Origin of the sequence: Enterococcus sp. FDAARGOS_375, assembly GCF_002393265.1 — a bacterium.
Lineage (GTDB): Bacteria > Bacillota > Bacilli > Lactobacillales > Enterococcaceae > Enterococcus_D > Enterococcus_D innesii.
In genome coordinates this window covers 1,099,999-1,112,500 of sequence record NZ_CP023515.1, presented here as the reverse complement: position 1 = coordinate 1,112,500, position 12,502 = coordinate 1,099,999, and the positions used below count along the sequence as shown (strand labels likewise).

Sequence of the window (12,502 nt, the reverse complement as noted above, 5' to 3'; positions counted from 1 at the left end):
TGGTTCGAGTCCATTTAGGCCCATCAAAATGTAGTCATACATTTGGGGAAGTACTCAAGTGGCTGAAGAGGCGCCCCTGCTAAGGGTGTAGGTCGGGAAACCGGCGCGAGGGTTCAAATCCCTCCTTCTCCGTTTTTTATTGGTCCGTTGGTCAAGTGGTTAAGACACCGCCCTTTCACGGCGGTAACACGGGTTCGAATCCCGTACGGATCATTTTTTACTTTTGGAGGATTACCCAAGTCCGGCTGAAGGGAACGGTCTTGAAAACCGTCAGGCGGGTAAAACCGTGCAAGGGTTCGAATCCCTTATCCTCCTTAACTGTCTCTTTTGTTGCGAGCAAAAGAATCACAGTCCTTTAATTACTGTAAAGTAATTACTTATCGCGGGATGGAGCAGTCTGGTAGCTCGTCGGGCTCATAACCCGAAGGTCGTAGGTTCAAATCCTGCTCCCGCAATCGCTTTGTTTAACGGCAAAGCAGCAATACAAAGCTTCTGGTTTGGTAGTTCAGTTGGTTAGAATGCCTGCCTGTCACGCAGGAGGTCGCGGGTTCGAGTCCCGTCCAGACCGTTGTTTTTGGCTCGGTAGCTCAGTTGGTAGAGCAATGGATTGAAGCTCCATGTGTCGGCAGTTCGATTCTGTCCCGCGCCATAGGAATGCGGGTGTAGTTTAGTGGTAAAACTACAGCCTTCCAAGCTGTTGTCGCGAGTTCGATTCTCGTCACCCGCTTTGCATTTTTTATTTGGGGCCTATAGCTCAGCTGGTTAGAGCGCACGCCTGATAAGCGTGAGGTCGATGGTTCGAGTCCATTTAGGCCCATTACATTTTTAAACTGGTCCGTTGGTCAAGCGGTTAAGACACCGCCCTTTCACGGCGGTAACACGGGTTCGAATCCCGTACGGATCATGCAAACACTCTTGAGAGTGTTTTTTTATTACCCAAAAATGATCTTTTTTATCATTTTTCAACTACGATGGGTCAAAATTTGTTATAATCAGTCCGTTGCAAGTTCCCGAAAGGATTCGCAGCTGCGAAGATGCCTTGTAACCGAAACATATATTAGGGGGAATACAAAAATGACAGAGAAACACTTATTTACATCAGAGTCCGTTTCAGAAGGACACCCAGACAAAGTAGCCGACCAAATCAGTGATGCCATCTTAGATGCGTTGCTTGCCGAAGATCCAATGGCACGGGTCGCGTGCGAAACGTCAGTTACTACCGGACTGGTTTTAGTCTTTGGAGAAATTTCTACTTCTGCTTATGTAGATATCCAAAAAGTCGTCCGAGAAACCATCAAAGAAATCGGCTATACACGAGCAAAATTCGGCTTTGACGGCGATACGGTTGCTGTTTTGGTAGCGATCGATGAGCAATCACCAGATATCGCTCAAGGCGTTGACGATGCTTTAGAAAGTCGTGGAGAAACGGATAAAGAAGATATCGGTGCCGGCGACCAAGGCTTGATGTTTGGTTTTGCTGTTGATGAAACACCTGAATTGATGCCTTTACCGATCGCGTTGAGCCATCGGCTGGTACGTCGCTTAGCAGAGTTGCGTAAAAACAACGAACTAAGCTACTTGCGTCCCGATGCAAAATCACAAGTAACCGTTGAATATGATGATAACGATCAACCACAAAGAGTGGACACCGTCGTTATTAGTACCCAGCATGATGATGCGGCTGATAATGAAACGATCCACCGTGATGTCATCGAAAAAGTGATCAAAGAAGTGATCCCTGCCGATCTTTTAGACGAGCAGACAAAATATTATATCAATCCTACTGGTCGTTTTGTGATCGGCGGTCCTCAAGGGGATGCCGGTTTGACTGGCAGAAAAATCATCGTTGATACTTATGGCGGCTATGCACGTCATGGCGGCGGTGCGTTTTCTGGAAAAGACGCAACCAAAGTTGACCGTTCAGCTAGCTATGCGGCTCGCTACATTGCCAAAAACATCGTAGCAGCAAAGCTAGCCAAAAAAGTGGAAGTCCAATTAGCCTATGCGATCGGTGTGGCACAACCCGTGTCGATCAGCATCAACACTTTTGGTACCGGAACCGTCAGCAACGAGCGCTTGATCCAAGCGGTACGGGAAAACTTTGATTTGCGACCAGCAGGAATTATTGAAATGTTAGATTTGCGCCGTCCGATTTATCGTCAGACTGCCGCTTACGGACATTTCGGTCGTACAGATATCGATTTGCCATGGGAACGCACCGACAAGGTGGCGGCACTTTTGGCAAGTGTGAAGGATTAAAAGAGGCGACCTCTATTGATGACTATCAATAGAGGTTCTTTTTTTTGGAGTAAAAGGAGGAGTTATATGCGAACCAATGTAAAATTAGTCACCATTGCGGTCTTTGTCGCAACGTTTATGACCGCAATCGAAGGAACGATCATTACGACAGCGATGCCTACCATCGTTAGTTCATTGAAAGGGATCGAGATCATGAACTGGGTCTTCTCGATCTATCTTTTGACCAGTGCGATGTTGACCCCGATCTACGGCAAGTTTGCCGATAATATCGGCCGCAAACCAGTCTTTTTATTTGGGACGTTGCTGTTTATTATCGGGTCGGCGTTTTGTGGGATGGCCAACACGATGTTGACGTTGATCATTGCCAGAGCGTTGCAAGGATTAGGCGCAGGTGCCATGATGCCCGTTGCCCTAACGATCATTGCGGACCTGTATCCCGTTGAAAAGCGGGCGAAAGTCTTAGGGCTCAATAGTACGGCTTGGGGGATCGCCAGTGTCGTTGGTCCCTTAGCCGGTGGCTTGATCGTAGATACGATCGGGTGGCATTGGATCTTTTTTATCAACGTACCCATTGGATTAGGGCTGATTGCCTTGATTTGGTTTTATTTTCATGAAGAAAAAAAGGCCTTTGCTGCAGTCAACATTGATTATGCAGGCAGTCTCTTGTTGATGTTGACACTAGTAGGGCTCCTGCTAGGCTTCCAGTTGCTGGGAGATTATGGTGTGAGTCTGCCTGTCCTCAGTCTGTTCGTTTTTTCTGTCCTTATGTTCATCGGCTTCGTTCGGGTGGAGAAAAAAGCAGCAGATCCGATTATTGATCTGAAGCTGTTTCACTCAAAATTATTTGTGGTGGTCAATATCGTAGCAGCTTTGGCTAGCGGCTTCTTGATGGGGATCGATGTTTATATCCCAATGTGGATGCAAGGGGTCTTAGGCATGAGTGCGGGGATTGGCGGGCTTGTGTTGGCTCCGTTGTCGATTTTATGGATGATTGGTTCCTTCTTAGCCAGCCGTTGGTTGACACAGCACAGTGTCAGCTGGGTCTTGACGGTTAGCTTGTTGATCACGGCTACCGGTGCTTTGTGGCTGTTTTTGACACCAGCACAGACGTCATTCTGGTTGTTCTTGGTCATTTCTTCTATTACTGGCGTCGGGTTAGGGGCAACGATGGTGGTTTGTACCGTTACTGCCCAAACCAGCGTTGGCCCCACACAAGTCGGCGTGGCGACTTCTTTCAATACCCTGTTGCGAACGATCGGGCAAACCATCATGGTAGCGGTCTTCGGTATCGTTTTAAACACCAGTAATAGCGTAGGCTTAGCACAGGCACAAGTCAATGATAGCAGTGTCATGAATCAGCTAGTAGATCCAGCCGCTGCGCGCCAGCTGCCAACCGCATTACTAGGGCAATTACGGGAGATTCTTTATAGCGGTCTACACTGGGTTTTTGGGATCGGTGTTCTACTTATTGTGCTAGCGATTGGTTTGACCCGCACGATTTCGCGAGAATCTGGTACAATATAAAAAAAGGATCGCAGGTGATTGTATGGCTTTTTTACAAGCAAATATCTATTCAAATGTTCTTGAAATGGAGGTAATGATCGATGTGATCTTGCCTCAAAGTACCAAGAAAAAAATCGGCACGCAAAGCCAATCAACGGGCACAGATCTCCCGGTGCTTTATTTATTGCATGGGATGAACGGAAATCATAGTGTCTGGCAGCGACGGACGTCGATCGAGCGGTATGCCGCAGAGTATCAACTAGCGGTCATCATGCCGTCTACTGATCTGGGTTGGTATACCGATACGACCTATGAGATGAAGTATTGGACTTTTATCGCCGAAGAATTACCACAGATTTGCCATGAGCTGTTTCCTCAGCTGACGCAAAAACGAGAAAAAACTTTTGCGGCTGGGCTTTCGATGGGGGGCTACGGGGCAGTAAAACTCGGGCTGAGAAAGCCTGACCAGTTTGCGGCGGTAGCGTCTTTGTCTGGGGCATTAGCGCTGGCTGAAAGCATGGATTCCTTGCTGCAGCTGCGAAGCCAAGCTTATTGGGAAGGAATTTTTGGACCATTAGAGCAATTCAAAGGGTCAGAAAATGATTTGATCCATCTGATTGAGACCATCGATCCAAGCACAGCGCCGCGCTTTTTTATTAGCTGCGGAACCGAAGATCAACTGTACCCGGCAAGTGAGTATGCGGCGGATAAGCTGCAAAAACGCAAAATAGCCGTAACGTTTGAATCGGGAACTGGGGATCATGATTGGAATTTCTGGGATCAATGGATCCAACGAGTCTTGCAATGGCTTTTTAGCGAATAAAAAAAAACCATCAGTCGATCGACACCTTAACGTGCCGAGGACTGATGGTTTTTTCGTTCGATACAAAATAAGATCGGCGGCTGGTTCCGCTGATTGATAAATTGATAGGAAAGGACATTGAATGCCTCTTGCGGCAGCTGCTGACAAAAGGAGTGGACTTCTTTCAGCTCTGCTTCGCCGCCAGCGTGTCCATAATAGCAGACGAGGATGATTCTACCTTTCGGGGCTAAACGTGTCAGTAAAGCTTCTAAAGCCGTTTTCGTTGTATCAGGCAGCGTGATGATCGCTTTGTCCCCTTTAGGCAAGTAGCCTAAATTGAAAATGGCGGCGTGAACCGGTCCACTCACAACATCTGCCAACGTCTCATGGCCTTGATGGATCAGCTGGACTTGCGCCAACAGCTCTTTTTCAGCCAACCGCTTTTTGGTAGCTTGCAGGGCTTGTTCTTGAATATCAAAAGCAAACACCTGACCAGTCGGTCCAACTAAGGAAGCCAGTAATTCCGTGTCGAAGCCGTTGCCCATCGTGGCATCAACGGCGGTTTGTCCCGGTTGCAGAACTTCTTTTAAAAGGGTGTGGCTATAGCGCATGGCGGTCGGCAGCATCGACTGGCTCCTTTCGCACATTGAATTTTCCTTGATAGGAGTTGCGGCGCAACATTTCTTGATCGATCTCATTCAAGACTTCCCATTTTTTCAAACTCCACATTGGACCTACCAGAGAATCCCATGGTGCATCGCCTGTCAAGCGATGAATGATGATCTCTGGGGGGATCATCTCTAACTGATCACAAATCAATGACACATAGGTATCGCGCCGCATCAATTGCAAACGTCCCTCATGATAATCCCGCAGCATCCGAGTATTGCGCATCAAATGCAGCAAGTGCAGTTTGATGCCTTGAATATCAGAATCTTGAATGGTACGGCGGACGTTTTCTTGCATCATCTCGATCGTCTCGCCTGGCAGGCCATTGATCAAATGGGTACAGACACGAATATTGTGTTTGCGCAGGCTGGCGACGCCGTCTAAGTAAGTTTGATAATCATGGGCGCGGTTAATGGCGTTGCTCGTGGTTTCAAAAGTCGTTTGCAGTCCTAATTCGACCCATAAATAAAATCGTTGATTGAGTTCTGCCAGATAGTCAACGACATCTGCTGGTAAGCAGTCTGGTCGGGTCCCAATGGAGATCCCGACAACACCAGGTAGTGTCAGCACTTGCTCGAAGCGCTCGCGGATCACTGCCACCGGTGCGTGAGTGTTCGTAAAGTTTTGAAAATAGACAATGTATTTGTCCACTTGCGGCCACTTTTTGTGCATCATGGCGATCTCTTTTTCAAACTGCTCTGGCAGCGGGGCTTCGGGTGCTACGATCATATCGCCAGAGCCGGACACACTGCAAAATGTACAGCCGCCTTTGGCAACGGTGCCGTCACGATTGGGGCAATCGAAGCCGGCATCAATGGGGACTTTAAAGATTTTTTCGCCAAATTCTTGCCGCAAAGCAAAGTTCCACGAATGGTATCGTTTGTTTTTATCTTCTGCATAAGGAAATGGATTCATTTTTTTACCTTCTTTTATAATTGTTTACGGGTGAAGCGCCAGACAAAGCGTTTTTGCAAGTAGTAAGGATAGGTCAACAGCAGCCAAGACAGGCCGACACAAAATCCGCCTAACACATCGCTGGGAAAATGCACGCCAACATAGATGCGGCTAATGCCGATGCAACCGATCAATAGGCCTAACAGAATGCGGAGTCCCCATTGCCAAAACGGCTGCTTGAAGAAGACCGGGACCAAGAAGAGCAATGTCCCATAAAAAACCATACTGCCCGTCGAGTGTCCGCTGGGGAAACTGAAACTTGATTCCGTGACTAAGTGTTCAAGGGTTGGTCGCTCCCGTAAAAAAACCAGTTTGATCAATGGATTAAAGAGCCCGGCAATCCCGATGGTGCCGATACTGAGCCATAGTGCTTCTGCATAATATTTATTGATCACTAAAACGGCTAAAACAGCAAGAAAGAGCAAGATGATCGTGGTAGGATTCGCAAATTTTGTGACCCATAGAAAAAACGGTGTCCAAAACGGGTAGCCGCTGCGGATGATGCGAGTCAAGGTTTCGTCAAAGGAGACCAACCAAGTAGGATAAAATTTCACGAGATAGCCGAGAAAAACGAACAGCAGTAAAAAGCAGCTGCCGGAAAATTGAAAATATAGTTTTTTATGCATGGAAAAGCCTCGTTTCTAGAGAATTTCTGTCTCTACAAGCAAAGAGACATCTAGAAGGTATTATAGCATTTATCGCACGACGGAAAAAGCAGGGGACTAATCAAGGATTCTCCCACTTTCAAAGAAAAGCTTTCGTTTGGTTAAATACAAACTCTTCATTTCAATAAATGTTTGTTTGATTACAAAGAGTTTACAGTTTCTGAAATCGGCTCAAATACCTTTTATAAATTCTTAAGAAATTGTATACTAAATCTACGTTCACTATAAGGAAAAAACGGAGGAATAACGGACATGAACACGAGTCAATCAAGAAAAGTACATCGTCAAGCAGACCAATCGGGCGATAAGTATCGAGTGATCAAAAAAAGTGCAGTTGTTTTAGGAACGACACTGACTGCTTGCTCTGTTGTAGCTCCATTGGTGTCATCGGTTCAAGCAGAAGCCGTAGAGACCTCGATCGCCCAAGTTTCTACTAGCAATTTTGCCGCGCCGAATACTTCCGCATTTATTGCCGAAATCGCTACGTACGCTCAGCCTGTGGCACAAGCCAACGATTTATATGCTTCTGTGATGATCGCACAAGCCATTTTAGAAAGTGGTTGGGGCCGAAGCAGTTTATCAAAAGCACCAAATTATAATTTATTCGGGATCAAAGGCAGCTACAACGGTCAAACCGTTTATATGAGTACCTTGGAGTACCTGAACAATCAATGGTTGACTATGAATGAACCTTTTAAGCGCTACCCATCTTACACGCAATCATTCGAAGATAATGCACGTACTTTACGCTCAACCTCTTTACAAAGCGGTGTCGCGTATTATTCTGGCGCTTGGAAGAGCAATACGACTTCATATCTTGATGCAACCGCATGGCTAGCAGGTCGCTATGCGACTGCACCAAACTATGCTTCTTCCCTGAATGCCGTGATCCAACAATTTGGTTTGACGCAATATGACACACCAGCTTCTGGCAATGCCGGTGGTGGTGCCACAGCTAGCGCATCAACCAATACCACGACTACAACGGCAGCTGTTAGCACGAGCGGCAGTCAAACCTATACAGTCGCTTCAGGCGATTCGGTCTGGTCGATTGCTAACAAACATGGCATCTCCATGGATCAGTTGCGCAGTTTGAACAACATCAAAAACGATTTTGTTTATCCAGGGCAAACGTTGAATGTCAACGGCAGCACCCAAAGTACTTCGACAACTTCAACAGTATCGATCGTCAATCGTAATACTTCAGCAACTACATCAGGCAACACCTATACCGTAGTTTCTGGCGATTCGGTCTGGTCGATTGCCAATAAGCATGGCATTTCGATGGATCAATTCCGCAGCCTGAACAACATCAAAAATGATTTTGTCTATCCAGGGCAAAAAGTTGTCGTCAGCGGTGGTTCGTCTACGAATACCAGCAGTACTACGACCGTCAGCACTGCATCAACGGCTAGCAAAAGCAGTGGCGGCACCTACACGGTGGCAGCTGGCGATTCGGTCTGGTCGATTGCTAACAAACATGGGATTTCCATGGATCAATTTCGCAGTTTGAACAATATCAAAAATGATTTTGTCTACCCAGGACAAAAAGTGGTTGTCAGCGGTAGTTCCGCAACGAGTACTACAACGAGCACGACCGTCAGCAGCCAAACCAACAGTAGTGCTGCAGGCAATACCTATACGGTGGCAGCTGGGGATTCAGTCTGGTCAGTTGCCAATAAACATGGGATTACGATGGATCAATTTCGCAGCTGGAACAACATCAAAAATGATTTTATCTATCCAGGACAAAAGGTGGTCGTTAAGCAAGGCGGCACGGCAGCTACCGCCAGCACTTCCGCGACAAACGGTTCTTACAAGGTCGCATCGGGGGATTCCGTTTGGGGAATCGCAGATAAGTTCGGCATCACGACGGATCAATTTATCCAATGGAACAATATTCAAAATAACTTTATTTACCCAGGACAAACAGTTAGGGTAAAATAGATTGCTATTCCTAATGATTTTTGTTAGGATAAGTGCAAAGAAACTTTCACGTTTGAGAAGGAATAGTAGAAGTACGGTGGGACTTTTAGAGAGTGCATGGTTGGTGGAAATGCACAGCACACCTTTCGAACTCGTCTTCGAGTGATATCTGACTGAACCTGAATTGGCTAGGCAGATACGGCGATGGCCGTTAAAACATCGAGGTCTGCTTTTTTGAGGAGCAGATAAACTTAGGTGGTACCACGTTGATAACGTCCTATAAAAATCATAGCGATTTTTATAGGACTTTTTTTAAGTTTTGCTAGTTGATTTGACGAGCAAAACACCAATTTTTAGGAGGAGTCCATCGTGAATTACAATCACAAAGAAATCGAAAAAAAATGGCAAAAATATTGGGCGAAGAAAAATGAATTCAACACCCATGATGAGCCGGACAAACCAAAATTTTATGCGCTAGATATGTTCCCATATCCATCCGGACAAGGATTACATGTCGGACATCCAGAAGGCTATACGGCTACGGATATCTTGAGCCGCTTCAAACGTAGCCAAGGCTACAATGTACTGCACCCAATGGGCTGGGATGCCTTTGGTCTGCCTGCCGAACAATATGCACTAGACACAGGAAATGATCCAGCGGAATTCACAAAGAAAAACATTGAGACCTTCCGTCGTCAAATCAATTCGTTAGGCTTCAGCTATGACTGGAATCGTGAAATCAACACGACAGACCCTGAATACTACAAGTGGACCCAATGGATCTTTACCAAGCTTTATGAAAAAGGGTTAGCTTATGAAGCTGAAGTTCCAGTAAACTGGGTACCAGAGCTTGGAACTGTGATTGCCAATGAAGAAGTCATTGACGGCAAGAGCGAACGGGGCGGCTATGATGTGATCCGCAAACCGATGCGCCAATGGATGCTGAAAATCACGGCATATGCTGATCGTTTGTTGGACGATCTTGAAGAAGTTGACTGGCCAGAAAGCATCAAAGAAATGCAACGCAATTGGATCGGACGTTCTGTCGGAGCCAACGTAACGTTTAAAGTGGCAGGGATGGAAAAAGACTTTACCGTCTTTACGACTCGCCCAGATACCTTGTTTGGTGCGACCTACGCCGTATTGGCGCCAGAACATGAGCTAGTGGCCCAAATCACTACCCCTGAACAAAAAGCAGCCATTGATGCCTATGTAGAAGAAGCGTCGAAAAAATCTGATTTGAACCGAACAGATTTGGCCAAAGAAAAAACCGGTGTCTTCACTGGTGCCTATGCCATCAATCCTGTGAATGGCAAAGAGATCCCGATCTGGATCGCCGATTACGTTTTGGCTTCTTATGGAACAGGTGCGATCATGGCGGTTCCTGCCCATGACGAACGTGACCACGAATTTGCCAAAACATTCGGCTTAGAGATCATTCCTGTATTGGCAGGGGGCAACGTGGAAGAATCTGCCTATACCGAAGACGGACTGCATATCAATTCAGACTTTTTGGATGGGCTAGACAAAGAGACTGCCATCGAAAAAATGGTCGCATGGTTGGAAGAAAACCATGTTGGGAAAAAAGAAGTCAGCTATCGTCTTCGCGATTGGTTGTTCTCTCGTCAACGGTATTGGGGGGAACCAATCCCAATCATCCATTGGGAAGATGGGACGACTACGACGCTTCCTGAAGATCAGCTGCCGTTGCGTTTGCCAAAAACCGACAATATCAAACCAAGCGGTACTGGTGAATCGCCATTAGCCAATGTCACGGATTGGGTCAATGTCACCGACCCTGAAACTGGGAAAAAAGGACGTCGGGAAACCAATACGATGCCACAATGGGCAGGAAGCTCATGGTATTTCTTACGTTTTATCGATCCTCATAATAAGTCTGTTTTGGCTGACTACGATAAATTGAAACGCTGGATGCCAGTCGATATTTATATCGGTGGCGCAGAGCACGCTGTCTTGCATTTGCTTTATGCTCGCTTCTGGCATAAATTCTTGTACGATATCGGTGTTGTACCAACGAAAGAACCATTTGAAAAATTGTTTAACCAAGGGATGATCCTTGGGGAAAACAATGAAAAAATGTCGAAATCCCGCGGCAATGTCGTTAATCCTGATGATGTCGTCAACCAATACGGGGCGGACACCTTGCGTTTATATGAAATGTTTATGGGCCCACTGGATGCATCGATCGCTTGGAATGAGAACGGCCTCGAAGGCAGTCGCAAATTCTTGGATCGCGTGTGGCGCTTGATCGTCGATGAAAATGGCAAAATGCGCGACCGCATCACGACATTCAACGATGGCAAATTGTCGAAAGTGTACCATCAAACAGTTAAGAAAGTGACGGAAGATTTTGAGCAGCTGCACTTCAATACGGCGATTTCCCAATTGATGGTCTTTGTCAATGAAGCGTACAAAGCCGATGCCTTGCCTTACGAATATGTCGAAGGATTTGTGCAGCTATTGGCTCCGATCGCACCGCATATCGGGGAAGAGCTCTGGTCGATCCTCGGAAATGACAACGGGATCTCATATGTGCCATGGCCAACCTATGACGAAAGTGCCCTAGTGGAAGATGAGATCGAAGTCGTCTTTCAAGTCAATGGCAAAGTTCGTGCCAAAGCAATGGTGCCAGCGGATGCCGAAAAAGCAGTGCTTGAACAATTGGCGCAAGAAAACGAACTTGTCCAAGAACAGCTCCAAGGAAAAACGATCCGCAAAGTGATCGTCGTACCGAATAAATTGGTCAATATCGTTGCAAACTAAACGCTAAAAACGTAGCTGCCTAACAGATCGACAGTCTGTTAGGCAACTTTTTGGTAGCGACAAAGAAAAAAAGTGTTACTGAGTGGTTCTCAGCAACACTTTTTTGTTATTTTTTGCGAATGATCCCATAGAACAAAGCGGCTGTTGCGACCAATGGAATCAAGATCACTAATAGAAAGCCGTTTGGATACGTAGCGCGAGTGAAAATTTCTGATGAAGCATCACTTCCGCCAAATAGATGATTGGAAATCATGAACTGAGCCATCATAGCAACGATTGCGACAAAACCAATTGCAGCACCAGTACCGACGAATAATTTTTTCTTTGCGTTGTTCATTACATTTGCCCCTTTTATAGTCTCTATGTATCATTATACAAAATTTGGATACGTGTTCAATCTGATTTTGTCAAATAATTGATTCGTAATACACTTGAAATGTTTCTGACATATTTAAGCGCCAAAAAAGCCAAAATTCCGCTTGTTAGCGATCATATTATTCGCTGATCCTCACAGACTCTCGTATAATAAAGAAAGAGAAAAGAAAGAGGGGACGTACATGGAGTATCAATCATTTGAAGGCCAAACGGCTTTTTTTGAAGATTATGCACGGATTGCCAAACCTGGCTATGAAGAAGAGGCAGTCACTGCCGATGTCTTGGAACAGTTGAATCAACAATTAACAGAAGAAGAGCTGTTTTACCGTTTAGCAGCCGAAGATGCCAAAGAAGGGCAAGTCTTTTTGTTTCCTTTCAGCAAACGAATGTTTACCGAAGACCTTGACGCCGCCATTTCAACAGAATTCCGTTATGATGGCGCACCCTATGTCTATGAGACTTACGAAGACGAACAACCTTAATCACGCAGAAAAAAGCTTTCAGATGATCGGTTAAATCATCTGAAAGCTTTTTTGGTTTATTGACTTTAGTCAGTTTCGTTCGC

The 12,502-nt window shown here is 46.0% G+C and carries 10 protein-coding genes, 10 tRNA genes, 1 riboswitch and 1 other annotated feature (1 of these 22 cut by a window edge); of the genes, 16 read left to right on the top strand and 4 right to left on the bottom strand.

The features are described from left to right. From CO692_RS06315 to CO692_RS06255, 13 genes are all read left to right on the top strand, one after another. Positions 1 to 23: transfer RNA gene (locus CO692_RS06315), tRNA-Ile, on the top strand; it begins 51 nt to the left of the window's first position. A 21-nt stretch (positions 24 to 44) separates the two neighbouring features. Beyond that, positions 45 to 132, top strand: a tRNA-Ser gene (locus tag CO692_RS06310). 9 nt (positions 133 to 141) lie between these two features. Beyond that, positions 142 to 213, top strand: a tRNA-Glu gene (locus CO692_RS06305). Between the two features lie 12 nt (positions 214 to 225). Continuing rightward, positions 226 to 315 (top strand) — tRNA-Ser (locus CO692_RS06300). Between the two features lie 66 nt (positions 316 to 381). Then, a tRNA-Met gene (locus CO692_RS06295) sits at positions 382 to 455 on the top strand. 39 nt (positions 456 to 494) lie between these two features. Further along, positions 495 to 568 (top strand) — tRNA-Asp (locus CO692_RS06290). An 8-nt stretch (positions 569 to 576) separates the two neighbouring features. After that, a tRNA-Phe gene (locus CO692_RS06285) sits at positions 577 to 649 on the top strand. 7 nt (positions 650 to 656) lie between these two features. Then, positions 657 to 727: transfer RNA gene (locus CO692_RS06280), tRNA-Gly, on the top strand. Between the two features lie 16 nt (positions 728 to 743). Further along, positions 744 to 817: transfer RNA gene (locus CO692_RS06275), tRNA-Ile, on the top strand. Positions 818 to 832: 15 nt separating this feature from the next. Beyond that, a tRNA-Glu gene (locus CO692_RS06270) sits at positions 833 to 904 on the top strand. 91 nt (positions 905 to 995) lie between these two features. Then, a riboswitch (SMK box riboswitch) is annotated at positions 996 to 1,077 on the top strand. Next, positions 1,075 to 2,259 (top strand): methionine adenosyltransferase, encoded by a 1,185-nt coding sequence (gene metK / locus CO692_RS06265; RefSeq protein ID WP_005233362.1) that lies wholly within the window; start codon positions 1,075 to 1,077, stop codon positions 2,257 to 2,259. Its footprint overlaps the riboswitch before it by 3 nt. Before the next feature lie 66 nt (positions 2,260 to 2,325). Then, positions 2,326 to 3,783 carry an MDR family MFS transporter gene (locus CO692_RS06260; RefSeq protein WP_016609940.1) on the top strand — a complete coding sequence of 486 codons (1,458 nt, stop codon included), beginning with the start codon at positions 2,326 to 2,328 and terminating at the stop codon, positions 3,781 to 3,783. Positions 3,784 to 3,805: 22 nt separating this feature from the next. Next, on the top strand, positions 3,806 to 4,585 hold the full coding sequence (locus CO692_RS06255) for an alpha/beta hydrolase (protein ID WP_096741851.1): 780 nt from the start codon (positions 3,806 to 3,808) through the stop codon (positions 4,583 to 4,585). 26 nt (positions 4,586 to 4,611) lie between these two features. On the opposite strand, the gene CO692_RS06250 is transcribed toward CO692_RS06255, so the two are convergent. Genes CO692_RS06250 through CO692_RS06240 form a run of 3 tightly spaced genes read right to left on the bottom strand, consistent with a single transcriptional unit; the run spans position 4,612 to position 6,813 of the window. Continuing rightward, positions 4,612 to 5,190: a tRNA (mnm(5)s(2)U34)-methyltransferase gene (locus tag CO692_RS06250; protein ID WP_034857576.1), complete on the bottom strand. Its 579-nt coding sequence runs from the start codon at positions 5,188 to 5,190 to the stop codon at positions 4,612 to 4,614. Continuing rightward, on the bottom strand, positions 5,165 to 6,148 hold the full coding sequence (locus CO692_RS06245; RefSeq protein ID WP_077452372.1) for a TIGR01212 family radical SAM protein: 984 nt from the start codon (positions 6,146 to 6,148) through the stop codon (positions 5,165 to 5,167). The genes CO692_RS06250 and CO692_RS06245 overlap by 26 nt, the downstream gene beginning before the upstream one ends. A gap of 14 nt (positions 6,149 to 6,162) precedes the next feature. Then, positions 6,163 to 6,813 (bottom strand): phosphatase PAP2 family protein, encoded by a 651-nt coding sequence (locus CO692_RS06240; RefSeq protein WP_077452371.1) that lies wholly within the window; start codon positions 6,811 to 6,813, stop codon positions 6,163 to 6,165. A 291-nt stretch (positions 6,814 to 7,104) separates the two neighbouring features. On the opposite strand from CO692_RS06240, the gene CO692_RS06235 reads away from it, so the two are divergent. After that, on the top strand, positions 7,105 to 8,799 hold the full coding sequence (locus CO692_RS06235; RefSeq protein ID WP_096741850.1) for a muramidase family protein: 1,695 nt from the start codon (positions 7,105 to 7,107) through the stop codon (positions 8,797 to 8,799). A 42-nt stretch (positions 8,800 to 8,841) separates the two neighbouring features. Then, positions 8,842 to 9,061 (top strand) — a binding site (T-box leader). Between the two features lie 86 nt (positions 9,062 to 9,147). After that, positions 9,148 to 11,562, top strand: a complete 2,415-nt coding sequence (gene leuS, locus CO692_RS06230) for a leucine--tRNA ligase (RefSeq protein WP_077452369.1) — start codon at positions 9,148 to 9,150, stop codon at positions 11,560 to 11,562. Positions 11,563 to 11,668: 106 nt separating this feature from the next. On the opposite strand, the gene CO692_RS06225 is transcribed toward leuS, so the two are convergent. After that, positions 11,669 to 11,899: a hypothetical protein gene (locus tag CO692_RS06225; RefSeq protein ID WP_005233376.1), complete on the bottom strand. Its 231-nt coding sequence runs from the start codon at positions 11,897 to 11,899 to the stop codon at positions 11,669 to 11,671. A gap of 220 nt (positions 11,900 to 12,119) precedes the next feature. Here CO692_RS06225 and CO692_RS06220 point away from each other — a divergent pair, with 220 nt between their 5' ends. Beyond that, positions 12,120 to 12,419, top strand: a complete 300-nt coding sequence (locus CO692_RS06220; RefSeq protein ID WP_008382014.1) for a DUF5960 family protein — start codon at positions 12,120 to 12,122, stop codon at positions 12,417 to 12,419. Positions 12,420 to 12,502: the final 83 nt, after the last annotated feature.